The organism is Streptomyces sp. NPDC002809, assembly GCF_040295435.1.
Lineage (GTDB): Bacteria > Actinomycetota > Actinomycetes > Streptomycetales > Streptomycetaceae > Streptomyces.
In genome coordinates this window covers 69,080-92,879 of sequence record NZ_JBEOVJ010000027.1, presented here as the reverse complement: position 1 = coordinate 92,879, position 23,800 = coordinate 69,080, and the positions used below count along the sequence as shown (strand labels likewise).

Below are 23,800 nucleotides of genomic sequence, written 5' to 3'. Positions count from 1 at the left end.
GAGGGCCGCGATCGGCAGCAGCCCCAGCACGGACTGCACCGCGTCCGGGAACTTCTCCAGCGGCACGATGACTCCGCCGCCGACCAGCAGCAGCAAGAAGACCCCCGCAGCACCCTGCGCGCCGCCCCGACCCGAGGACCAGACACCCATGACCCGCGTGATCGCCGGCTCGGCCGGCGGACGCCGCCTGGCCGTCCCGCCCGGCACCGGCACCCGCCCCACCTCCGACCGCGCGCGTGAGGGCCTGTTCTCCACCTGGCAGGCGCTCCTCGGCACGCTCGACGGCATCAGGATCGCCGACCTCTACGCGGGCTCGGGAGCCGTCGGCCTCGAAGCGCTCTCCCGCGGAGCGGTCCACGCCCTGCTCGTCGAGGCCGACGCCGCAGCTGTCCGTACCGTCCGCGACAACGTCCGCACCCTGGGCCTGCCCGGCGCGGAGGTCCGGGCAGGCAAAGCCGAACAGATCGTGACGGGACCGGCGCCCGCGGATCCGTACGACGTGGTCTTCCTCGACCCTCCGTACGCCGTCACCGACGGCGATCTTGGCGAGATACTGCTCACACTCCGTTCCCAGGGGTGGCTCACAGCCGATGCGCTCGTCACCGTGGAGCGCAGCACGAGAGGCGGAGAATTCAGCTGGCCCAAGGGATTCGAGCCATTGCGGGCCCGTCGCTACGGCGAGGGAACGCTTTGGTACGGTCGCGCCGCCGCTACGTGCGAAGACGCACGATGACCGGACCGGAGAGCGAGGGAATCAAGTTGCGCCGCGCCGTCTGCCCGGGGTCGTTCGACCCCATCACCAACGGACATCTCGACATCATCGGCCGCGCGTCGAAGCTGTACGACGTCGTGCATGTCGCAGTGATGATCAACCAGTCCAAGAAGGGTCTGTTCACGGTCGACGAGCGGATCGAAATGATCCGCCAGGTCACCGGGGAATTCGGCAACGTCCAGGTCGAGGCCTTTCACGGGCTCCTGGTCGACTTCTGCAAGCAGCGCGACATCCCGGCGATCGTGAAGGGCCTGCGGGCCGTCAGCGACTTCGACTACGAGCTCCAGATGGCCCAGATGAACAACGGGCTCTCGGGCGTCGAGACGCTCTTCGTGCCGACCAATCCCACTTACAGTTTCCTGTCGTCCTCCCTGGTCAAGGAGGTGGCGACCTGGGGCGGAGACGTCTCGCACCTGCTGCCGCCGCTGGTCCACGAGGCACTGACCGAGCGCCTCTCTCAGCAGTGAGGTGCTGACAGCCCGTCACCAGGGCCTTGCGCTGATCCGGCGGAAGGCCCTGCAGGTGTCGGGCGGGCGCCGACTGGCCGTACAGTCGTCCCGTCCGTCTCCAATCGGCAGTAGAGAGTGGCGAGCACACGGTGGACGTGCAGAAGAAGCTCGACGAGATCGTCGAAGCGGTCGGGAACGCCCGGTCCTTGCCCATGTCGGCATCCTGCGTGGTCAACCGCGCCGAACTGCTCTCGATGCTCGAAGAGGTGCGTGAGGCCCTGCCCGGCTCGCTCGCGCAGGCCGCGGAGGTCATCGGCGGCCACGAGCAGCTCGTCGAGCAGGCCCGTCAGGAGGCCGGCCGGATCATCGAGACCGCACGCGCCGAGCGCGGCTCGCTCATCTCCGGAACGGAGATCGCCCGGCAGTCCCAGGCCGAGGCGGACCGGATCCTCGGCGAGGCCCGCAAGGACGCCGACGAGGTCCGCGCCGAGGCCGACGAGTACGTCGACAGCAAGCTCGCCAACTTCGAGGTCGTCCTCACCAAGACGATCGGTTCCGTCGACCGGGGCCGCGAGAAGCTCCTCGGCCGCGGCCAGGGGTTCGACGAGCAGGGCTACGAGGACCCGGACTTCGCCGAGGCCCCCGAGCGCAGCGCCGACCCGGCCACGCTGCAGCGCCGGGCCGACGAGTACGTGGACACCAAGCTCGGCGCCTTCGAGGCGGTGCTCGCCAAGACCCTGGAGGCGGTCGGCCGCGGCCGGCAGAAGCTGCACGGCCGGGTCGCCACCGACGACCTCGGCGCGCACATGGCCGCCCAGGACGCCGCGGGCGCCCAGGGGCACACCAGCGACGAGGACCACTGGGCGGGGCTGGCCGAGATCGCCACGCCGGAACCGCTCCAGGCCCCCCAGCAGTACCCGGCACAGCCGGAACCGCAGTACGCCCAGACGTACGCGTACCAGGAGCCGCAGGACACCTATCAGGGGCAGTCGCAGCAGCCCGACCCGTACGCCGGCTACCAGCAGCAGCCCGACCCCTACGCGGGCTACCAGCAGCAGGGCTACGACCCGAACCAGGCTCAGGTCCCGGCGCAGGGCTACGACCAGAACCAGGCCCCGGCGCAGGGCTACGACCGGAACCAGCTCCCGGCGCAGGGCTACGACGCCTGGCAGCAGCCGGTGCAGGCCCAGCAGCAGCCCCTCCAGCAGCATGGCGAGGGCGCCCTGGACGAGACCAGCCTGTTCGACACCAGCATGATCGACCTCGAACAGCTCCGCCGGTACGAACAGGAGCGCTGACCGCCTGAGGGAACCCGCTCCGGTTCCGGACCGGGCCCTCCGGGGGTCGGATCAGGGCCGGATTGGGAGCTGGGCGGTGTGTCCAGTATCCTGGCTCTTCGGTCGCGCGTATGTCCGCGATCCCGGCTGCCCGCTTCGACTCCGAACCGGTCGGCCCACCCCCACCAAGCGTGATGCGCACGATTCGAAAGCAGGAAAAGCCCTGAACGGCCACCTCGACCACCGAAACCCTCTCGTGTTCGATACGCACGAGCTGGGCCGGCGTCCGGGTGCCCTCAAGCGGCTGACCCGCTCGGCGGACGCCCCCAAGGACCTCGGTATCGACGGGGTCATCGGTGTGCCGGAGGGCGCACCCGTGAAGCTGGACATCCGCCTCGAATCGGTCATGGAAGGTGTGCTTGTCACAGGCACCGCCCGTGCATCCGCCGAGGGGGAGTGCGTAAGGTGTCTGGAGCCGCTGAGCCTTGAGGTCAAGGCGGACTTCCAGGAAATGTTCTCGTACCCTGACGCCGATGACCGGAACCGCAGCAAGACCGCGGACCCGGTCGACGACGCCGAGGACGACGAGGACAGGTACTTCCTCGAGGACGGCCTGTTCGACCTCGAGTCGGTGCTGCGTGATGCGGTAGTGCTCGCACTGCCGATGCAGCCGGTGTGCAAGGAGACCTGTGCCGGTCTGTGTTCCGAATGCGGAATCAGGCTGGACGAGAATCCGGACCATCATCACGATGCCGTCGACATTCGTTGGGCGGCACTGCAAGGACTCGCCGAGACCGTTCAGGACGGCGAGAAGGACAACATGGGCGGCGCCGAACCTGGCGTCGACGAGAAGCAGGAGAAGTAGCCGTGGCTGTTCCGAAGCGGAAGATGTCGCGCAGCAACACGCGCCACCGCCGGTCGCAGTGGAAGGCTGCGGTCCCCACCCTGGTTTCGTGCGAGCGTTGCCAGGAGCCGAAGCTGCAGCACATTGCGTGCCCCAGCTGCGGCACGTACAACAAGCGCCAGGTCCTCGAGGTCTGAGCGGCTGGTGAGAGGCCCGATGTCTGAGTTGTCCCACGCCAAGAAGCAGGCAGACAACGTCAACACAGCCTCGTCCCACACGCTTCTGGAAGGGCGGCTCGGGTACCACCTCGAGTCCGCCCTTCTGGTGCGTGCGCTGACCCACCGTTCGTACGCGTACGAGAACGGCGGTCTGCCCACCAACGAGCGGCTCGAATTCCTCGGGGATTCGGTGCTCGGCCTGGTGGTCACGGACACGCTGTACCGCACTCACCCCGACCTGCCTGAAGGCCAGCTGGCCAAATTGCGGGCCGCGGTAGTCAACTCGCGTGCGCTTGCGGAAGTGGGCCGCGGCCTTGAACTCGGCTCCTTCATCCGGCTCGGCCGCGGTGAAGAGGGCACGGGTGGCCGGGACAAGGCGTCCATCCTCGCCGACACCCTTGAAGCGGTGATCGGTGCGGTCTATCTCGATCAGGGCCTCGACGTGGCCTCGGAGCTGGTTCACCGGCTCTTCGACCCGTTGATCGACAGGTCCTCGAACCTCGGTGCCGGCCTGGACTGGAAGACCAGTCTCCAGGAGCTCACCGCGAGCGAGAGCCTCGGAGTCCCCGAGTACCTCGTCTCGGAGACCGGCCCGGACCACGAGAAGACCTTTACTGCTGCTGCTCGCGTCGGTGGTGTCTCGTACGGCACCGGCACCGGTCGTAGCAAGAAGGAAGCGGAGCAGCAGGCGGCCGAGTCCGCCTGGCGTGAGATCAGCGCCGCCGCTGAAGCACGGGAGGCCGCGGGGAAGTCCGCGGCCGACGGAGGGGCCGCCGACACCCCTGCCGACCCGGCGTCCACGGACGTTGCTCCTGCCTGACCCCGAGATCCCCCCGGTGCCCTGCGCACCGGGGGGATCTCTCTGTCCGCAACAAGATCCCGCCACACATCCAGGAGCGACACCGTGCCCGAGCTGCCCGAGGTCGAAGTCGTCCGGCGCGGTCTTGAGCGGTGGGTCGCAGGGCGCACGGTCGGCGAGGTCGAGGTCCTGCATCCGCGTGCCGTGCGCCGGCACCTTGCGGGCGGTGCCGACTTCGCGGCCCGGCTCGCCCATGTCCGCCTGGGCACGGCGATGCGCCGCGGCAAGTATCTGTGGGTGCCGCTCGATGACGCGGCCACCTCGCTCCTCGGCCACCTGGGCATGAGCGGCCAACTGCTCGTGCAGCCCGAGGGCGCACCCGACGAGAAGCATCTGCGCGTCAGGATCCGCTTCGGCGACGCCATCGGCACCGAGCTGCGCTTCGTCGACCAGCGAACCTTCGGCGGCCTCTCCCTCCACGAGAACACCGCCGACGGCCTGCCCGACACCATCGCCCACATCGCCCGCGACCCGCTGGACCCGGCCTTCGACGACGCCGCGTTCCACACCGCGCTGCGGCTCCGCCGCACGACAGTCAAGCGGGCCCTGCTCGACCAGTCGCTGATCAGCGGCGTCGGCAACATCTACGCGGACGAGGCGCTCTGGCGGGCCAAGCTGCACTACGACCGGCCGACCGCGACCCTGACCCGGCCCAAGTCGGCCGAGCTGCTGGGCCACGTCCGAGACGTGATGAACGCGGCGCTGGCGCAGGGCGGCACGAGCTTCGACAGCCTCTACGTGAACGTGAACGGCGAGTCGGGTTACTTCGACCGTTCGCTCGACGCCTACGGGCGCGAGGACGAGCCCTGCCACCGCTGCGGCACGCCGATGCGGCGCCGCGCCTGGATGAACCGGTCGAGCTACTTCTGCCCGCGCTGCCAGCGTCCGCCGCGTCCGTAGGGCGTGCCGTCAGCTGCGGCTCGTGTGGGCCTCGTCGTAACGGCTGCGCGCCACCAGGACCTCGGACATCCGGCCCTCGACCAGCTGGATGAGGGCGAGCAGCTGTTCGGCGACCTGCCGTCCCAGGGGCGTGAGCTCGTAGTCGACACGGGGCGGATTGGTCGGCTGGGCCTCTCGGTGCACCAGCCCGTCGCGCTCCAGCGAGTGCAGTGTCTGGGAGAGCATCTTCTCGCTCACCCCGTCGACCCTGCGCCGCAGCGCGTTGAACCGGAGGCTTCCGTCGTACAGCGCGCCGAGCGTCAGACTGCCCCAGCGTCCGGTGGCGTGCTCCAGGGTGGCGCGCGAGGGGCACTGCTTGGAGTACACGTCGAAGGGCAGCCGGCCGTCCTGGCAGCCGTTCGATTCGCTGCTGCCGCGGTGTTCGTCGCTGCCGGTCTCGTCCATGGGAACCAGCGTACGCCCGCACAGCGCTCTCCATGGGGTCGCGCATTCCATGAGTGAGCAAGTGGGGCGCACGGGGTCGGAGCGGGCGGTGGTGCGCAGCAGGGTACGGATCGGAGCCCGCAGAGCGCTTCAGCCGGGGCGCCCCAGCATTCTTTGCGGCTTCCTGCCACACAAGTTCGGCTGCGAGAGGCACCGCGAAGGGGCATAGGGTGCAAATCGGCGCCGTGACCGCCAGCATCGGAGTGCTGACGGTCGGCACCAGCAGCATCGTGCGCAACACCGCACAGACCGGCGCCGGCCTGGCCAACGGTGTGCCCGCCGCGGCCGGTGGCACCTCCACGGTGACCGCCAGCAACATCAGCAACAACTCGGCCGACGGCACCAACCCGGGCGGCGTCTACAACAACGGCGGCACCGTGACCCTGCGCTTCAGCCGGGTTGCCGCCAACACCCCGAACAACTGCCTCAACAGCCCGAGCCCGGTACCCGGCTGCATCGGCTGACCCTCACGCCCCGGCACCGCCGGCCCGACCCCGGTCGGGACCGGGCCCCGGCCTGATCCTTGAGTCCTGAGGCCGGGCGCGTGGCTGCGCGGAAGCAGTCCGGGCCGCCCCGGGGCCGATACGGGCCCCGGGGCGGCCCGGAAAGCTGACAGGTCGCCGACCTGTGGAACTCAGAAGCCGAAGTCCTGCGTCCACCAGGGACCGCCGGAACCGAAGTGGACACCGACGCCGAGCGTCTTGTAGTCGCAGTTGAGAATGTTTGCGCGGTGGCCGTCGCTGTTCATCCAGGACTCCATCACGGCCTCGGCATCGGCCTGGCCGCGGGCGATGTTCTCACCGCCGAGACCCGAGACGCCGGCCTCGGCGGCACGGTCCCACGGGGACTGCCCGTCGGGGTCGGTGTGGTCGAAGAAACCTCGGGCGGCCATGTCGTCGCTGAAGTTCTGGGCGAGCGAGGCCAGTGAGGAACTGGCGGTCACCGGGCTGCAGCCGACCTTGGCGCGCTCCTGGTTGACCAGGGCGATCACGGCGGCCTGGGCCGAGGTGGCGGCGGCCGGCGCGGTGGTCGCGCGGGCGGCCGGCGTGGAGGCGGAGGTCTCGGGCGCGGCCGGGCTCGACGCGGCGGCCGGTGCCGAGCTCTTCGTGGCACCGGCGGCGGGGGCCTTCGAGGCGGTGGAGCGGTTCGCGGTCTCCTTCGCGGCCGTCTCCTTCGCCTTCTCCGCCTCCTTCGTCCTTGCCGGTTCGGAGGTCTTCGAGGGGGACGCGGACGGCGTGCCGGCCTCGGGGGAGCCCGACTTCGTGGGGCCCTCGGCACGTGCGGCACCGCGGCTGGCGGCGGCCGACGCGGTGCCGCGATCGGCCGGCGCGGTCGTGGAGCCGCCCTGTGTCAGGAGGTCGGGGGCCGCGTCGGAGCGCACCTGGTCGGCGGCCGTGCCGCCTCCCACGTTGTAGTTGTCTCCACCGGGCAGCAGGCCGGAGGCCACCGCCACGGCTCCGACGGTGAGGGCCGCGGAGACGCCGAGCAGTCCCGTACGTACCGGTATGCCGGACCGCTTCCTGCGGCGCGTGCTCCCGTTCCCGGCCGCGGTTCCCTCCGCGTGCTGTTCAGCGGCGGGAGCTGCGGCGGAGCGTCGATGGCGTCCCATCTGCTGTGCCCTTCTGACGATCTTGACGCCGTTGTCGGCGCACCTTGACTCACCCGATCGAGTGAAGCTATTGCGAGGGGACTGTACGCCATGGCGATTCGGCGAGCAGTGCTCCGAGAGCAATTGGCCGGTTAGCGTTCGGGCATGAACGAAGATGTGCGGCTCACCGCTTGGGTACGCGGCCGAGTACAGCAAGTAGGGTTCCGCTGGTTCACCAGGGCAAACGCTTTGGAGATCGGCGGCCTCTCCGGATTCGCCCTCAATCTCGATGACGGCCGAGTGCAGGTTGTGGCCGAGGGGCCGCGTGAGAATTGCCACCGTCTGCTGGATTGGCTGCGCTCGGACGACACACCCGGCCGCGTTGACGGAGTCACTGAGATCTGGGACACGCCGCGGGGTGGATATGAGGGATTCGCCATCCGCTGATCCGGCCCCCGGACGGGGGAGGAGCGGGGCCTGTGTTCGGGCCGTGTTCGAGGCGCCGCGGGGGGTGACGGCGAAGGGCGCGGTCATGCGTACACATGAAATGACCTGCGGAATGACCCGGTGGTTGCCAAGAATCGGTTGCCGTGCCAGGCTGCCGCAGTAAGGATGATCTCCGTGCCCCTGAGGGCCCCGTCGGAGAGTCGCGCCGCATGATCGTCAAGCCGCGCGCCCCCGGGACGCCCGCCTTTACAGGGTGTGATCGTGTTGACCGTCAAACTTTTTGGTGAGACGCTGAAAACCCCGCGCACCTTAGCTGTTCGGTAGAGCTGTTTGGCAGCAGAACAGCAGTGAACACAGAGCACTGCCGAGCACCGCGGGTGCGATTCCCTCACGACCCACACCGCATCGGTCGGTCACTCAGTGTGGAGGACCATCCATCATGGCAAAGGCGCTTCTCGGTTACGTCGGCGGTTCCGATCCGCGACTCCTCGCCGAGATGCGACGGCTTCAGCAGCGCGTCCAGGATCTTGAGTCCGAGCTTGTACGGATTCAGGACGAGAACGACGCGCTCAACGCCGCCGCCCAGCACCAAGAGTCGCTGCTCGACAGCATCGACATCGACGTACCTCAGGCAGAGCCGGCGCTGACCTGACCCATGGCCCTCATGGGCCGGTCGGGCTGCATGCGTCAGCCGCACGGGATCATCGCCGGATCGTCACCGGATCATTGAAGATCAATCGCTCTTGATCTGCTTCTTCATATGCCTCGTCACTGATCCGGGCTCGCACGCCTTCATGGGGGCGGGGGGTCCGTCGGCGCAGCATTGCACAAGATTTGCAGGGGACGCTTCGGCGTCCCTTCTTTCTTTTCCCCTCCGGCCTGCGCCCGTCCCGCCCCGGACGTACACCCCTTCCCTTACCGTCTGATGTGCCCTGCACCTTCATCAGCGAAACCGAGAGTGAAAGGTAGAGTCCGGCGGCGTGCACCTCAAGGCCCTGACCCTGCGTGGTTTCAAATCGTTCGCCTCCGCCACCACCCTGCGGTTCGAACCCGGGATCACCTGCGTGGTCGGTCCCAATGGTTCCGGCAAGTCCAATGTGGTGGACGCGCTCTCCTGGGTCATGGGGGAGCAGGGCGCGAAATCCCTGCGCGGCGGCAAGATGGAAGACGTGATCTTCGCCGGCACCACCGGGCGGCCGCCGCTCGGCCGTGCGGAAGTATCGCTGACGATCGACAATTCCGACGGCGCACTGCCCATCGAGTACGCCGAAGTGACGATCACTCGGATCATGTTCCGCAACGGCGGCAGCGAATACCAGATCAATGGCGACACCTGCCGGCTGCTGGACATCCAGGAACTCCTCTCCGACTCCGGTATCGGCCGGGAGATGCATGTCATCGTCGGCCAGGGCCAGCTGGACTCCGTGCTCCACGCGGACCCGATGGGGCGCCGCGCGTTCATCGAGGAGGCCGCGGGCGTCCTCAAGCACCGCAAGCGCAAGGAAAAGGCGCTGCGGAAGCTGGACGCGATGGGGGCGAACCTGGCCCGCGTGCAGGACCTCACCGACGAACTGCGGCGGCAGCTGAAACCGCTCGGCCGGCAGGCGGCGGTGGCCCGCCGGGCGGCCGTCATCCAGGCCGATCTGCGCGATGCCCGGCTCCGCCTCCTCGCCGATGACCTGGTGCGCCTGCACACCGCGCTGCGCGGCGAGATCGCCGACGAGGCGGCACTGAAGCAGCGCCGCGAGGCGGCCGAGACGGAACTGAAGGCGGCCCTCGCGCGCGAGGCCGAACTGGAGGGCGAGGTACGACGGCTGACGCCGCGGCTCCAGCGTGCCCAGCAGACCTGGTACGAACTGTCGCAGCTGGCCGAACGGGTACGCGGCACCGTCTCACTCGCCGACGCCCGGGTGAAGAGCGCCACCGCGCCGCCCGAGGAGGAGCGGCGGGGCCGCGATCCCGAGGACATGGAGCGCGAGGCGGCCCGGATCCGCGAGCAGGAGGCGGAACTGGCCGCCGCGCTGGAGGCGGCGGAGCACGCACTGGAGGACACCGCGTCCCACCGGGCCGAACTGGAACGGGAACTGGCGTCCGAGGAACGCAGGCTCAAGGACGCGGCCCGAGCGCTCGCGGACCGCCGGGAAGGGCTCGCCCGGCTGAACGGCCAGGTCAACGCGGCTCGCAGCCGGGCCGGTTCGGCGCAGGCGGAGATCGACCGGCTGGCCGCCTCGCGCGACGAGGCACAGGAACGGGCCGTCGCCGCCCAGGAGGAGTACGAGCAGCTGAAGGCCGAAGTCGACGGCCTGGACGCCGGGGACACGGAACTCGGCGAGCGGCACGAGGCCGCCCGGCGTGAACTGAAGGACGCGGAGGGGGCCCTCTCCACGGCCCGGGAGGACCTCACCACCGCCGAACGCAAGCGCGCGGCGGTCGCGGCCCGCCATGACGCACTGGCCCTCGGGCTGCGCCGGAAGGACGGCACCGGTGTGCTGCTCGGCGCCCGGGACCGGTTGGCGGGTCTGCTCGGACCGGCCGCGGAACTGCTCACGGTGGCCCCGGGGCACGAGATCGCGGTGGCGGCGGCGCTGGGCGCGGCGGCGGACGCGGTCGCCGTGACGGACCCGGCCACGGCGGCGGAGGCGATCCGGCTGCTGCGCAAGCAGGACGCGGGACGCGCGTCCCTCCTGCTCGGCGGCATAGACACAGGAGTCGATGGAGGCGGCAGAGCCAGCGACGGAGGCGGCGACGGCAGAGGCGGCGCGCGCACGGGCGGCGCCGTCCCCGGGGGCTCCGATGCCGTGGCGCACGTACCCGGTCAGGCGCCGGAGGCCCACCCCGCGCCGTGCGCGGGTGTCGCGCATGTCCCGGGGCAGGGTGCGGAGCCCGCCCCACGGGCACCGGAGGCCACATCGCCCACCCACCGCGGACCGACGGCCGAAGCCGTCACCGGGGCGGCTGTGGTCGGGACCGAGGCCGCCGATGCCCGAACCGGGGCAGCTGTGGCCGAGACCGAGGCTGCCGGACACCTGACGGCCGCCCTGGTCCTCGACGGCGGCCGGGGCACCCTCGCGGTGGCCGATCTCGTCAGCGGTCCCGTCGAACTGATGGCCTCGGTCCGCAGGCTGGTGCGGGACATGGTGGTCGTCGGGACGCTGGAGGACGCCGAGGACCTGGTCGCCGCCCACCCGGAGCTGACGGCGGTGACCGGCGAGGGCGACGTCCTCTCCGCACACTTCGCGCACGGGGGCTCGGCGGGGGCGCCCAGCCTCCTCGAAGTCCAGGCGTCCGTGGACGAGGCGGCGTCCGAACTGGCCGAACTGGCCGTGCGGTGCGCGGAGCTGGCCGGGACCCAGCGGAGCGCGGCGGAGCGGCGGGGGAGCTGCGCGGCACTCGTCGAGGAGCTGGGGGAGCGCCGCCGGGCCGCCGAGCGGGAGAAGTCCGGGGTGGCCCAGCAGCTCGGCCGGCTGGCCGGTCAGGCCCGCGGCGCCGCGGGCGAGGCCGAGCGGATGGCCGCGTCCGCCGCCCGCGCCCAGGAGGCTCTGGAGCGGGCGACCGAGGAGGCCGAGGAGCTGGCCGAGCGGCTGCTGGTCGCCGAGGAGGCGGCACAGGACGGTGCGGACGAGGAGCCGGACACCGCCGTGCGCGACCGGCTGGCCGCCGACGGTGCCAACGCCCGCCAGACCGAGATGGAGGCCCGGCTCCAGGTCCGTACCCACGAGGAACGGGTCAAGGCTCTCGCCGGCCGCGCCGATTCCCTGGACCGGGGCGCCCGTGCGGAGCGCGAGGCCCGCGCCCGAGTCGAGCAGCGCCGCGCCCGGCTGCGCCACGAGGCCACGGTGGCCTCGGCCGTCGCGTCCGGCGCCCGTCAGCTGCTCGCCCACGTCGAGGTGTCCGTTGTACGGGCGGAGGAGGAGCGGGCCGCCGCCGAGGCGTCGAAGGCCGAGCGGGAGCGGGAGCTGGCGGCCGAACGTCACCGGGGCCGCGAGCTCAAGGGAGAGCTCGACAAGCTGACGGACTCGGTCCACCGGGGCGAGGTGCTCGGCGCCGAGAAGCGGCTGCGGATAGAGCAGCTGGAGGCGAAGGCCCTGGAGGAGCTGGGTGTGGAGCCGGCCGGTCTGGCCGCGGAGTACGGACCCGACCAGCTCGTCCCGCCGTCCCCCGCCGCGGAGGGGGAGGAGCTGCCGGAGGACCCGGAGCACCCGCGCAACCAGCCGAAGGCGTTCGTCCGGGCCGAACAGGAGAAGCGGCTGAAGTCGGCCGAACGGGCGTATCAGCAACTCGGGAAGGTGAATCCGCTCGCCCTCGAGGAGTTCTCGGCGCTTGAGGAGCGGCACAAGTTCCTCTCCGAGCAGCTGGAGGACCTGAAGAAGACCCGGGCCGATCTGATGCAGGTCATCAAGGAGGTCGACGAGCGGGTCGAGCAGGTCTTCACCGAGGCGTACCGGGACACGGCCCGGGAGTTCGAGGGTGTTTTCTCGCGCCTCTTCCCGGGCGGCGAGGGGCGGCTCGTCCTGACCGATCCGGACAACATGCTGGCGACCGGTGTGGACGTCGAGGCCAGGCCGCCGGGCAAGAAGGTCAAGCGGCTCTCCCTGCTGTCGGGCGGCGAAAGGTCTCTCACGGCGGTGGCGTTGCTGGTCTCGATCTTCAAGGCGAGGCCGAGCCCGTTCTATGTGATGGACGAGGTCGAGGCGGCGCTCGACGACACCAATCTGCAGCGGCTGATCCGGATCATGGAGGAGCTCCAGGAGAGCTCCCAGCTCATCGTGATCACGCACCAGAAGCGGACGATGGAGGTCGCCGACGCGCTGTACGGCGTCTCGATGCAGGGCGACGGAGTCTCCAAGGTGATCAGTCAGCGGCTGCGCTGAGTCTTTACCTAATCTTCAAGACTTCAACGTACCGATTTGGGTGCTCCTGGGGGGATGTTGGGTGAAACCCCGCCAACACCCCGATGTTGACTTCATGACTTGAACGCATAGTCTCTGCAACGTCGTTTTTACCTTCAAGTGGTGGTAGGGCTGAAGTTGTGCCCCACTAGAAGAGCTCACCCCCCACCGCCTGACGTCGCGGCCAGGCCCCAGGAGTTCATGTGACCAGCACATCGCAGGGACCGGAGTCCGGAGCCAGGGCGGCTCATCCGGACCACATCGGCCATGTCATCTTCATCACCGCAGCGGCCGCTATGGGTGGCTTCCTCTTCGGCTACGACAGCTCCGTGATCAACGGTGCGGTCGAAGCGATCCGCAGCCGGTACGACATCGGCTCCGGCACTCTTGCCCAGGTCATCGCCATCGCTCTGATCGGCTGTGCGATCGGTGCCGCCACCGCGGGCCGGATCGCCGACCGCATCGGCCGTATCCGCTGCATGCAGATCGCCTCGGTGCTCTTCACGATCAGCGCCGTGGGCTCCGCGCTTCCCTTCGCGCTCTGGGACCTGGCGATGTGGCGCATCATCGGCGGCTTCGCCATCGGCATGGCGTCGGTGATCGGCCCGGCGTACATCGCCGAGGTCTCCCCGCCCGCCTACCGTGGCCGGCTCGGCTCCTTCCAGCAGGCGGCGATCGTCATCGGCATCGCCATCTCCCAGCTGGTCAACTACGGCATCCTGCAGATCGCCGACGGTGACCAGCGCGGCAAGATCGGCGGGCTGGAAGCCTGGCAGTGGATGCTCGGTGTGATGGTCGTGCCCGCGGTCCTCTACGGGCTGCTCTCGTTCGCGATCCCCGAGTCGCCGCGCTTCCTGATCTCCGTCGGCAAGAAGGACCGGGCCCGGCAGATCCTCTCGGAGGTCGAGGGCAAGAACATCGACCTCGACGCCCGGGTCGCCGAGATCGAGACCGCGATGCACCGCGAGCACAAGTCGAGCTTCAAGGACCTGCTCGGCAGCCGCTTCGGCTTCCTGCCCATCGTCTGGGTCGGTATCGGCCTGTCGGTGTTCCAGCAGCTCGTCGGCATCAACGTGGCGTTCTACTACTCGGCGACGCTGTGGCAGTCGGTCGGCATCGACCCGACCGACTCGTTCTTCTACTCGTTCACGACCTCGATCATCAACATCATCGGTACGGTGATCGCGATGATCCTCGTCGACCGGGTGGGCCGTCGCCCGCTGGCTCTCATCGGCTCCTGCGGCATGGCCGTCGCCCTCGCCTTCGAGGCCTGGGCCTTCTCCGCCGATCTGGTCGACGGCAAGCTCCCCACCACCCAGGGCGTGGTCGCGCTCGTCGCCGCCCACGTCTTCGTGCTCTTCTTCGCCCTCTCGTGGGGCGTCGTGGTCTGGGTCTTCCTCGGCGAGATGTTCCCGAACCGGATCCGCGCCGCCGCACTCGGCGTCGCCGCCTCCGCGCAGTGGATCGCCAACTGGGCGATCACCGCGAGCTTCCCGAGCCTCGCCGACTGGAACCTGTCCGGCACGTACATCATCTACGCCTGCTTCGCCACGCTCTCGATCCCCTTCGTCATCAAGTTCGTCAAGGAGACCAAGGGCAAGGCGCTGGAGGAGATGGGCTAACCCCCCGCTGCCCCTCTCCTCGAAAACCGTACGGCCCCGCCCGCGTCCGCGAGCGGGGCCGTACGCGTCCCGCTCCTCCTCACCCTCCGATCGCCCCGCAGAACAACCGCAGGCTGCGCCACCCCTCCTCGACGGGCATCCCGCCGCACAGCGGGTGCAGCACCAGGCTGTCCAGCTCCCCGGCCAGTCCCGCGCACGCCTCCGGTGTGACGACCCGGTAGACGCCCTCGTCCCGGAGTTCGGCCACGGTCGTCGCCTCCGAACGGACTGCCGAGCGGATGTCCTTGGACTGCCAGGAGGCGTACGTACGCGCCTCGTGCAGGAAGTGCTCCCCGTACTCGGCCCAGGTCCGGTCCGGGTCCTCGGACACGTGCAGCAGCGGTGTCTCGGCCGAGGGCATCATGCAGAAGCCCTCCGTGCCGTGCTCCGCGCGCCGCTCGTGGTAGTACGCCTCCAGCTCCGGCAGATGCGCGCTCGGGAACAGCGGCAGCCCCAGCCGGGCCGCCCGCCGTGCCGCAGCCCGCGAGCTGCCGCCCACCAGCAGCAGCGGATGCGGGCGGGTGTACGGGCGAGGGGTGACCGTGACCGTACGGCCGCGGAACTCGAACGGCTCCCCGGTCCACGCCTTCAACAGAGTCTCCAGCACTTCGTCCTGGAGGCGGCCGCGCCTGCCCCACTCGACGCCGGCCCGCTCGTACTCCTCGGGCCGGTAGCCGATCCCCGCGACCGTGACCAGGCGGCCCGCACTCAGCAGATCGAGCACCGCGATGTCCTCGGCCAGCCGCAGCGGGTCGTGCAGCGGCCCGATGACCGCGGAGACGGTGACCGCGATCCGGCGGGTGGCCCCGAAGACGGCACCGGCGAGGACGAACGGGGACGGCAGCCAGGAGTTGGCGGCCCCGTGGTGTTCCTCCGTCTGCACTGTGTCGACGCCGTTCTCGTCGGCGTACGCGGCCATGTCCAGCGCCGCGCGGTAGCGGTCCGAGAGGGACCCCGGGGTGGCGTCGGGGTCGACGAGGTTGAACCGGACGACTGTGAAGGCCATAACGTTGTCCCCCTGGGTCCTGTCTGGCGGGCCGGGCGAGGCCGGACCATAGCTGACGGGGCGTCAGAAGTGTAGGGGTGCGGCTCGTCGCCGCTCTCCGGGCCGCGGCAGCATCGCGTACAGGCCGCCCGAGACGGCGATCGTGACCGCCCAGCCCAGCCCGTTGCGTCCCGCCCAGGTCGCCGCGAGCGGGCCGGTGAACCACTCCACGCCGGTGAACAGCAGCCCCACCGAGAGGCCCGCCGCCCAGGCCGTCACCGCGCTCCACGCGAAGCCGCCCGTGTACCAGTAGGCGCTGCTCGGGGTGGTGTTCATGAGTGCCACCGGGTCGTACGCGCGCCCGCGCAGCAGATCCACGCCGAAGACGCCGATCCACGCCGAGAACGTCACCGCGAGCAGATTCAGAAAGGAGACGAGGGAATCGACGAAACTGCTCGCCACGAGCATCAGCAGCGACCCCAGAAACAGACTGATAGCGGCATTCACGCCGACGGCCCACGCGCGCGGGACCCTGAATCCCAGGGTCTGTGCGGTGAATCCGGCCGAGTACATCGACATGGCGTTGATCAGCACCATGCCGAGAACGGCGACGACCAGATAAGGAACCGAGATCCAGTCGGGCAGCAGCACTCCGATGAACGAGACCGGATCGCGGGTGAGGGCCAGCTCCGGCGTGCCCACCGCCATCACCGCACCCATCAGGACCATCGGCAGAAACACGATTCCCGCGCCGCCCACGGTCGCCACGACCATCGCACGCCCGGAAACGGTGCGCGGCAGATATCGGGTGAAGTCGGGGCCCGAGGGCGCCCAGCTGATGCCGCCTGCCGCCAGGGTGCCGATCCCGGCGATCATCGCCGATGCCGGTCCGGCCGGACGGTCCAGGACCGTCCGCCAGACCGTCGACCCGGCCAGGTGCACCAGAACCAGGACGCTGAACCCACCGAAGAGGTACGCGGACCAGACGCAGCACACCCGCAGCGCCCGTGCGCCCAGCCCCGACAGCAGGAAACTGCCCGCCACGAAGGCGAGCAGCGTCCCCATGACGAGTGTCGTGGTGCTTCGTACGCCGAAGAGCAGGTCGCCCACGGCGAGCAGGGCGTACGTGCCGGTGACCGCGTTCGCGGTCTCCCATCCCCAGCGGGCCACCCAGATCAGCGCACCGGGCGCCAGATTGCCCCGCTGGCCGAAGACGGCCCGCGAGAGCGCCATGCCCGGAGCGCCGCCGCTGCGCCCCGCGACCGAGATCAGGCCGACCATGCCGAACGAGACGACCGGAGCCGCGGCCGCGACGACGAGTACCTGCCAGAAGCTCAGTCCGTCGAGGACGACGAGCCCGGCGCCGATGGTGAGCAGCAGCACGGTCATGTTGGCTGCTGCCCAGGTGGGGAAGAGGCTCCGTGCCCGCCCCGTGCGCTCGCTGTCGGGCACGGGGTCCAGCCCACGGGTCTCCACGGCCAGGATCGTACCTTTACCGGCATTCGGTGCATAACACTCGGCTGGAATCGGGAGCGCAGGGCCTCACCCGGCCGGTGCCCGGGGTGAGGTCGCGCGTGGTCGGGCGTGCTGATCTCGCGGCTCGGGGGGTGTCGCGCGTACCCGCCCCCTGTGGAACCACGCATCCCGCCGCGGCTCCGCGGACTGACGGCGTCGATCGTCCGGCGACATCCGGAGTGGCGGGACCGCGTGATTTCCCGGAGGCGTGGACAGTGTCCGAACGATCATGGTAGACACTGTCTATGGAGCGCGAGAACTCTCTCAGGGAACGGCTGATCGACGTCGGAGTGGACCTCGTGATGACCGACGGAACCGCTTCGCTGGGGCTGCGTGAGATCGCCCGCCGGGCGGGGGTGTCGCACGGGGCGCCGCGTCGGTACTTCCCCACTCATCACGCCCTGCTCTCGGCCATCGCCCGCCGCGGTTTCGCGGATCTCGAAGGCCGGTTCGCAGCCGCGACCAGCGGCACGACATCGCCGCGCGGCCAGTTGCAGGAGATCGGGAGAACGCACGTCGGGTACGCGCTGGAGCACCGCGGCATGTTCGAGCTGATGTTCAGGCACGACCTGCTCGACAGCGGGAAACACCCCTCGGACCGGCCGCAGCTCCGGGAATCGACCCTGCCGCTGTTCGAGCTCGTCGTCGAGCTCGTCGTCCGCCTGCGGCGGGAACAGGCTGCCGCGCGGCGGCCCGGCGCGCCGGGCGAGCCCGAACCGCTGCCTGCCGTGACAGCCGCAGCTCTCTGGTCGAACCTTCACGGCCTCGCCGAACTGTGGGCCTGGGGAAGCCTCCAGCTCGCCCTTGACGCCCAGCCGCCGGGCGAAGCCTCCGGCAGCGGCCGACTCGACCGGCTCGTCGCGGCGGTGCTGGACGCTCATCTCGGGCCGATGAACCCGTGACGGCGGTAGTACGGCGACGACGCCTCGCACTCCTGGCCAGTGTGGCCGGTGCGATGATCGTCGCGCTGGACGGCACGGTACTGATGGTGGCGCAGCCCAGCCTGCAACGCGACTTCGACGCGAGCGCGGCGCAGGTCCAGTGGACCAGTACCGCCTACCTGCTCGCGGTGGCCGCGCTTCTGGTCATCGCCGGGCGCCTGGGCGACCGGTACGGACACTCGCGGATGCTGTTCGTGGGTGTGCTCGGCTTCGCGGCGGCCTCGGCCGGTATCGCGCTTGCCCCCGGGGTCGGCTGGGTGATTGCTCTGCGTGCGTTACAAGGCGTGTTCGGCGCGCTCCTCCAGCCGGCAACACTCGCACTGCTGATACTGACGTACCCGGCGGACCGGCTCGGTACGCCGGTCGCCATCCGTACCGGCGCGATCGGGGTGGCTGCGGCGGCCGGTCCGGTGCTCGGAGGTGTTCTCGTCGCGCATCTGGGCTGGCGTGCCGTGTTCTGGATCAACGTCCCCGTCGCGCTCGCCATAGCCGCCCTCACTCTCGGTGTGAGAGTGCCGGTGCCCCCACGTACCGGGACCCAGCGGCTCAACCTCACCGGCGCGGCGTTGCTCGCAACTGTGCTCGCCGTCCTGGTGCACACCCTGTCCGGCATACCGGCGCACGGATGGGCCACCGCGCCCACATGGCTCGGCCTCGCCGCCGTGGCGGGCGTCGCGGTGCTGTTCGTCGGACACGAACGCCGCACCGCGCACCCGATCGTGGCGCCGACAGTGGCGAGGTCCGTACCGGTGATGGCGTCGGCGGCGATCCTGCTGCTCACCACCGGCGGCATGTTCGGCGCGCTGTTCATGGCCACCTTCCTCCTCCAGGGCGTACTCGGGCTCGACCCCCTCGCCAGCGGTCTGAGGGCGCTCCCGCTGACCGCACTCATGGTCCTTGGCGCGCCCGTCGCGGGCGCCGCGCTGCGCCGGTACAGTCCACGCCGCACCGCGGTCTTCGGTACGGTCCTCGTCGTCCTCGGCACAGCGGGGCTTTCCCGGCTCGGCCCGGCAGGCACGTGGGCTGTCACCGGAGTGGCCTTCGCCGTCCTGGGAGCGGGATTCGCCACCGTCGTGGTCACTGCCACCGCAACCGTCGTGGGCGAGGCGCCGCCCGGGTTCGCCGGGGTTGTCGGTGGACTCAAGCAGACCGCCATGAACGTGGGTCCGGCCCTCGGGATCGCCGTCGGCGCAGGCATGATGCCGAGCCCTTCGGCTGCCGGGGCCGGGACCGCCGGCATCGCCCCGGCGGCGGGCCCCACCCTGATGGTCCTTGCCGGACTCGCAGCCCTCGCCCTGCTGCCGGCATCGCTGCTGCCGGCGCAGCCGGCCCCCCGTGCACGGAGCGGCACGGCCGCCCCTGACGATCACGACTTCCGCGCCGTTGACCCACCGGAGCGAAGCGCCGGCTGACACCGTGGCCGCTCGGTCTCCGGGGCACACCTGACGCCGGAGACAGGCGACCCGATCCGTCTGCGGGCACCATGGGCCGCATTGCACGGATCGCGAAAGACCCGCGTGTCCTGCGGACGACGCCGGTCACGGCAAGGACGGGCGAGGTCGCCAATTTGTCCGGACGGAGGCCGAAGGGCGGCCGCAGCCCCGCGCTGAAGTGGAGAAACACCGTCGGCCGCACCGGACACGCAGCTCAGAGGTGTTATGCCGGACGGACTCAGGTGGGACGTGATTGCGCGAACGCGCATCGTCACGGGTTCGCACCTTCTGCGATTCCCCATCTTTCGTGACCGATACTGGGTGGGTTATGGAATTCGTCATCCTTGCTGTAGTCATCGCCCTGGTCGCGGTCGGCGTGATCAGCGGGCTCGTGGTCAGCAGCCGCAAGAAGAAGCAGCTGCCCCCGGCACCGTCGAGCACGCCGACCATCACTCCTCCCGCCGAGCCCCATGTCGGCGAGGAGGCCGAAACGCCGCGCGACGCATCGCGCCGCACCATCGAGGAGGTCGGCCTTCCGCCCGAGGAGGCCGCCGGGGAAGCCCCGGAGTCCGCCGAGCCGGAGGCTCCCGCAGCCCCCGCGCTGGACGTTCCCGAGCCCACCGCCGGCCGTCTCGTACGGCTGCGGGCCCGCCTCGCCCGGTCGCAGAACTCCCTCGGCAAGGGGCTGCTCACGCTCCTGTCCCGGGACAACCTCGACGAGGACACCTGGGAGGAGATCGAGGACACCCTCCTCACCGCCGACGTCGGCGTCGCTCCCACCCAGGAACTGGTCGAACGGCTCCGGGAACGCGTCCGCGTCCTCGGTACCCGTACCCCCGAGGAACTGCGCAAGCTGCTGCGCGAGGAGCTCCTCACCCTCCTCGGCACCGACTTCGACCGTGCGGTCAAGACGGAGGGCGGCGCCGAAACCCCGGGCGTCGTCATGGTCGTCGGTGTCAACGGCACCGGCAAGACCACCACCACCGGCAAGCTGGCCCGGGTGCTGGTGGCCGACGGCCGCAGCGTCGTACTCGGTGCGGCCGACACCTTCCGTGCCGCCGCCGCCGATCAGCTCCAGACCTGGGGCGAGCGCGTCGGCGCCCGCACCGTGCGCGGACCCGAGGGCGGCGACCCGGCGTCGATCGCCTTCGACGCAGTGAAGGAGGGCATCGCCGAGGGCGCCGACGTCGTCCTCATCGACACGGCGGGCCGGCTGCACACCAAGACCGGGCTGATGGACGAGCTCGGCAAGGTCAAGCGGGTCGTCGAGAAGCACGGACCGCTCGACGAGATCCTGCTCGTGCTCGACGCCACCACCGGGCAGAACGGCCTGGTGCAGGCGCGGGTGTTCGCCGAGGTCGTCGACATCACCGGCATCGTCCTCACCAAGCTCGACGGCACCGCCAAGGGCGGCATCGTCATCGCCGTCCAGCGCGAGCTGGGTGTACCGGTGAAGCTGGTCGGGCTCGGCGAGGGACCGGACGATCTGGCTCCGTTCGAGCCGGAGGCGTTCGTGGACGCCCTGATCGGCGACTGAGTACCACCCCTGCAGCGAGGAGCCCGGCCGCACGCGCTGCGGCCGGGCTCCTCGCTGTGCGGGGGAGCCGACCGGGCGTTCAGCCGCGGGGGCCCAGCCGGTGACAGATGTACGCCAGCGTGCCCAGCAGCAGCCGGGCCTCGGGGGGCGCCGCCGCAGTGTCCAGGGACGGCGGGCGCAGCCAGCGGACCGGGCCCAGACCCCCCTGGTCCGACGGCGGCGCGGTGATGTGGGAGCCGGTGCCGAACGCCCGCAGGTCCAGGCCCGTGTCGTCCCAGCCCATCCGGTACAGCAGCCGGGGGAGTCCGGCGGCCGCTCCGGGCGCGACGAAGAACTGCGCCCGCCCGGCCGGGGTCACCGCCACCGGGCCCAGTGGCAGCCCCATCCGCTCCATCCGCACGAGCGCCCGGCGCCCCGCCTGTTCCGCGACATCGAGCACATCGAAGCTGCGGCCCACCGGCAGCAGCATCGCGGCACCGGGCACGTCGGCCCACGCGCGCGCCGCCGTGTCGAGCGTCGCCCCGGCCGGCACCTCCTGAGCGAGGTCCAGCGGATGGGCACCGGGGGAGGGGCAACCAGCCTCCCCGCAGGAGCAGTTGCCGTCCGCGGCCCGCGCGCCCGGCACGACCGCCCAGCCCCAAAGCCCCGTGTACTCGGCCACCGCGGTGCTCTCGGCCGCACGGCCGCGGCGCCGTGCGCCGGATCGCATCTCGCGGATGCCGCCGATCGTGAAGCCCATGCCCCCTCCAACGGGTCCGACGCACCGGTGGTTACGAGCCGGAGTGCCGTTATGGCATTCCGTCGTCCCTGGCGATCGGCGTGAGCGCGGGGTGCACCCCGGGAGTGCGAGACCCCGCGTGCGCCCTTGAGTGCGCTCTGCGCCCATCTCTGATCGCTGACTGTCAAGTGAATCGCGCCCGGCCGCGGTGGCGTTCATTCGAAGGGGTGGCGAATGGTGGCGTTTCTGCGAACGCCCTCGCCGAGCGGGTGATCGTAGGATTACCGTCGGTACGCGAAGCATGGAAGTATGTGCGCTCATGGGTATGCCGGGGGCAACCCGATTTTCTGTTCGATGGTGGGCAACCTGCATACGGGCAGCATCGGTTCGCGGCATTCTGATAGAGGTTCGCGCGACAGTATTCGGCGGATGGGGGCGTTCCAGTGAGTGGCAGCGGCGCAGGCGATTCGAATGCCGGCAAGCGCCCCAACGGGCAATTGGGATCATGGTTTGTGCGCAGCGGCTGGTCGAAGGGCGAGCTGGCCCGGCAGGTGAACCGCAGAGCGCGGCAGATGGGCGCCCACCACATCAGCACCGACACCTCGCGGGTGCGGCGCTGGCTCGACGGTGAGCAGCCGCGCGAACCGATCCCGCGCATCCTGTCCGAGCTGTTCTCCGAGCGCTTCGGTTCCGTCGTCGCCGTCGAGGACCTGGGGCTGCGCGCCGCCCACCAGGCACCCTCCGTGGCCGGCGTCGATCTGCCCTGGGCGGGCCCCCAGACCGTCGCCCTGCTCAGCGAGTTCTCCCGCAGCGACCTGATGCTCGCCCGCCGCGGGTTCCTCGGCAGCTCGCTCGCGCTCGCCGCCGGGCCTGCCCTCATCGAACCCATGCAGCGCTGGCTGGTGCCCGTCGCGTCCGGCGGATCAGTCGAGCCGGAGTCGGCCGACGCCGCCCGCCGCCCCTCCCGGCTCTCCGGACCCGAGCTCGACCTGCTGGAGTCCACCACCGCGATGTTCCGCCAGTGGGACGCCCAGTGCGGCGGCGGGCTGCGCCGCAAGGCCGTCGTCGGCCAGCTCCACGAGGTCACCGACCTGCTCCAGGAACCGCAGCCGGCCGCCACCGCGAAGCGCCTCTTCCGCTGCGCCGCCGAACTGGCCGAACTGGCGGGCTGGATGAGCTACGACGTCGGCCTCCAGCCCACCGCCCAGAAGTACTTCGTGCTCGCCCTGCACGCCTCCAAGGAGGCCGGCGACAAGCCACTGGGCTCGTACGTCCTGTCCAGCATGAGCCGCCAGATGATCCACCTCGGCCGCCCCGACGACGCACTCGAGCTCATCCACCTCGCGCAGTACGGCAGCCGCGACTGCGCCACCGCGCGGACCCAGGCCATGCTGTATGCGATGGAAGCCCGCGCCTACGCCAACATGGGCCAGCCCAGCAAGTGCAAGCGAGCCGTCCGGATGGCCGAGGACACCTTCCTCGACGCGGGGATCGACGGCGAGCCCGAACCCGACTGGATCCGCTTCTTCTCCGAGGCCGAGCTCAACGGCGAGAACTCCCACTCCTACCGTGACCTGGCCTATGTGGCCGGACGCAGCCCCACGTACGCATCGCTCGCCGAACCCGTCATGCGCAGGGCGGTCGAGCTCTTCGGCGAGGACGACGAGCACCAGCGGTCGTACGCACTCAATCTGGTCGGCCTGGCCACCGTCCACCTCCTCAAGCGCGAGCCCGAGGAGTCCACCGTGCTGGCCGAGCAGGCGCTGCGCGTCGCCAAGAAGGTCCGCTCGGAACGCGTCAACACCCGGCTTCGCAAGACCGTCGACACCGCGGCCAGGGACTTCGGGGACATTCCCGAGGTCGCCCGGCTCACCGACCTTCTCAGCGCACAGCTGCCCGAGACCGCCGAAGCGGTCTGAGGCGTGTTCTGAAGGTCCCGCCTGCCCCGGCCACGGCAACCACCCCGCACCGACCGACTTCGGCTCCCCCGATTGCCTGGTCAGCGGGTGGTCGCCGTGGCCGGTTCGTGTGGTCGTTCCCCTGCCGGAGCGTCGTAACCGCACCGTATGCGGCTCCGGCCGCAGAGTAGGCCCGAGCGCGGGTACGGCACGGGTGGTTCATGGGGACGTAACACGGTGGTCCTCTTAGTCACTGCGGCGAAACATCGTGTGGCATCGGCGGAAACGGCGCTGGGCGAATCTCATGGCGCATAACCGGCCCGCACCTTTTCCCCAGTGGTCCCGCACGTGGTTACGCCCCACCGCCCCCGCACGCGGCCGCACCG

At 70.4% G+C, this 23,800-nt stretch carries 21 protein-coding genes and 1 pseudogene; 16 read left to right on the top strand and 6 right to left on the bottom strand.

Features of this window, described 5'->3' with window-relative positions:
- Positions 1-102: pseudogene (locus tag ABT025_RS18365) on the bottom strand (ABC transporter permease); the annotation flags it as partial.
- Positions 103-148: 46 nt separating this feature from the next.
- On the opposite strand from ABT025_RS18365, the gene rsmD reads away from it, so the two are divergent.
- The 7 genes from rsmD to mutM all read left to right on the top strand — a co-directional run bounded on the left by rsmD (position 149) and on the right by mutM (position 5,319).
- Positions 149-733: a 16S rRNA (guanine(966)-N(2))-methyltransferase RsmD gene (gene rsmD / locus ABT025_RS18360; protein WP_350995159.1), complete on the top strand. Its 585-nt coding sequence runs from the start codon at positions 149-151 to the stop codon at positions 731-733.
- 26 nt (positions 734-759) lie between these two features.
- Positions 760-1,239 (top strand): pantetheine-phosphate adenylyltransferase, encoded by a 480-nt coding sequence (coaD, locus tag ABT025_RS18355; RefSeq protein ID WP_350995173.1) that lies wholly within the window; start codon positions 760-762, stop codon positions 1,237-1,239.
- A gap of 131 nt (positions 1,240-1,370) precedes the next feature.
- Positions 1,371-2,519 carry a F0F1 ATP synthase subunit B gene (locus tag ABT025_RS18350; RefSeq protein ID WP_350995157.1) on the top strand — a complete coding sequence of 383 codons (1,149 nt, stop codon included), beginning with the start codon at positions 1,371-1,373 and terminating at the stop codon, positions 2,517-2,519.
- A 235-nt stretch (positions 2,520-2,754) separates the two neighbouring features.
- A complete protein-coding gene (locus ABT025_RS18345; protein WP_350995155.1) occupies positions 2,755-3,363 on the top strand; it encodes a YceD family protein in 609 nt (202 codons plus the stop codon).
- Positions 3,364-3,365: 2 nt separating this feature from the next.
- Entirely contained in the window at positions 3,366-3,539 is a 174-nt protein-coding gene (rpmF, locus tag ABT025_RS18340; RefSeq protein ID WP_003965982.1) for a 50S ribosomal protein L32, read from the top strand.
- A gap of 19 nt (positions 3,540-3,558) precedes the next feature.
- Positions 3,559-4,380 (top strand): ribonuclease III, encoded by an 822-nt coding sequence (rnc, locus tag ABT025_RS18335; RefSeq protein WP_350995153.1) that lies wholly within the window; start codon positions 3,559-3,561, stop codon positions 4,378-4,380.
- Between the two features lie 84 nt (positions 4,381-4,464).
- Positions 4,465-5,319, top strand: coding sequence for a bifunctional DNA-formamidopyrimidine glycosylase/DNA-(apurinic or apyrimidinic site) lyase (gene mutM / locus ABT025_RS18330; RefSeq protein WP_350995151.1), 855 nt, complete (start codon positions 4,465-4,467; stop codon positions 5,317-5,319).
- Positions 5,320-5,328: 9 nt separating this feature from the next.
- Here the strand turns inward: mutM and ABT025_RS18325 are convergent, their stop codons facing one another.
- The gene (locus ABT025_RS18325; protein WP_350995149.1) at positions 5,329-5,763 is read right to left on the bottom strand and encodes a winged helix-turn-helix transcriptional regulator; all 435 of its coding nucleotides are present in this window, start codon (positions 5,761-5,763) and stop codon (positions 5,329-5,331) included.
- 224 nt (positions 5,764-5,987) lie between these two features.
- On the opposite strand from ABT025_RS18325, the gene ABT025_RS18320 reads away from it, so the two are divergent.
- On the top strand, positions 5,988-6,266 hold the full coding sequence (locus ABT025_RS18320) for a hypothetical protein (RefSeq protein WP_350995147.1): 279 nt from the start codon (positions 5,988-5,990) through the stop codon (positions 6,264-6,266).
- Positions 6,267-6,436: 170 nt separating this feature from the next.
- Here ABT025_RS18320 and ABT025_RS18315 read toward each other — a convergent pair whose 3' ends face one another.
- Positions 6,437-7,411: a CAP domain-containing protein gene (locus ABT025_RS18315; protein WP_350995145.1), complete on the bottom strand. Its 975-nt coding sequence runs from the start codon at positions 7,409-7,411 to the stop codon at positions 6,437-6,439.
- A gap of 144 nt (positions 7,412-7,555) precedes the next feature.
- Between ABT025_RS18315 and ABT025_RS18310 the strand changes: the two genes are divergently transcribed.
- The 4 genes from ABT025_RS18310 (at position 7,556) to ABT025_RS18295 (ending at position 14,348) form a co-directional block, all read left to right on the top strand.
- Positions 7,556-7,837, top strand: coding sequence for an acylphosphatase (locus ABT025_RS18310; protein ID WP_350995143.1), 282 nt, complete (start codon positions 7,556-7,558; stop codon positions 7,835-7,837).
- Between the two features lie 439 nt (positions 7,838-8,276).
- On the top strand, positions 8,277-8,489 hold the full coding sequence (locus ABT025_RS18305; RefSeq protein ID WP_018551753.1) for a hypothetical protein: 213 nt from the start codon (positions 8,277-8,279) through the stop codon (positions 8,487-8,489).
- Between the two features lie 328 nt (positions 8,490-8,817).
- A complete protein-coding gene (locus tag ABT025_RS18300) occupies positions 8,818-12,708 on the top strand; it encodes an AAA family ATPase (protein WP_350995141.1) in 3,891 nt (1,296 codons plus the stop codon).
- A 221-nt stretch (positions 12,709-12,929) separates the two neighbouring features.
- Positions 12,930-14,348, top strand: coding sequence for a sugar porter family MFS transporter (locus ABT025_RS18295; protein ID WP_350995139.1), 1,419 nt, complete (start codon positions 12,930-12,932; stop codon positions 14,346-14,348).
- Positions 14,349-14,427: 79 nt separating this feature from the next.
- Here the strand turns inward: ABT025_RS18295 and ABT025_RS18290 are convergent, their stop codons facing one another.
- Positions 14,428-15,393: an LLM class flavin-dependent oxidoreductase gene (locus ABT025_RS18290; protein WP_350995137.1), complete on the bottom strand. Its 966-nt coding sequence runs from the start codon at positions 15,391-15,393 to the stop codon at positions 14,428-14,430.
- Positions 15,394-15,456: 63 nt separating this feature from the next.
- Positions 15,457-16,848 carry a purine-cytosine permease family protein gene (locus tag ABT025_RS18285; protein WP_350995135.1) on the bottom strand — a complete coding sequence of 464 codons (1,392 nt, stop codon included), beginning with the start codon at positions 16,846-16,848 and terminating at the stop codon, positions 15,457-15,459.
- Between the two features lie 284 nt (positions 16,849-17,132).
- Between ABT025_RS18285 and ABT025_RS18280 the strand changes: the two genes are divergently transcribed.
- The 3 genes from ABT025_RS18280 to ftsY all read left to right on the top strand — a co-directional run bounded on the left by ABT025_RS18280 (position 17,133) and on the right by ftsY (position 20,798).
- The gene (locus tag ABT025_RS18280; protein ID WP_350995133.1) at positions 17,133-17,789 is read left to right on the top strand and encodes a TetR/AcrR family transcriptional regulator; all 657 of its coding nucleotides are present in this window, start codon (positions 17,133-17,135) and stop codon (positions 17,787-17,789) included.
- Complete coding sequence (locus ABT025_RS18275; RefSeq protein WP_502971978.1) at positions 17,786-19,240, top strand: MFS transporter; 1,455 nt, start codon at positions 17,786-17,788, stop codon at positions 19,238-19,240. The genes ABT025_RS18280 and ABT025_RS18275 overlap by 4 nt, the downstream gene beginning before the upstream one ends.
- 349 nt (positions 19,241-19,589) lie before the next feature.
- Entirely contained in the window at positions 19,590-20,798 is a 1,209-nt protein-coding gene (ftsY, locus tag ABT025_RS18270) for a signal recognition particle-docking protein FtsY (protein ID WP_350995131.1), read from the top strand.
- Between the two features lie 79 nt (positions 20,799-20,877).
- Here ftsY and ABT025_RS18265 read toward each other — a convergent pair whose 3' ends face one another.
- Positions 20,878-21,537 (bottom strand): bifunctional DNA primase/polymerase, encoded by a 660-nt coding sequence (locus ABT025_RS18265; RefSeq protein ID WP_350995129.1) that lies wholly within the window; start codon positions 21,535-21,537, stop codon positions 20,878-20,880.
- 422 nt (positions 21,538-21,959) lie between these two features.
- Between ABT025_RS18265 and nsdA the strand changes: the two genes are divergently transcribed.
- Entirely contained in the window at positions 21,960-23,435 is a 1,476-nt protein-coding gene (nsdA, locus tag ABT025_RS18260; RefSeq protein ID WP_350995127.1) for a transcriptional repressor NsdA, read from the top strand.
- The last annotated feature ends 365 nt before the right edge of the window (positions 23,436-23,800 follow it).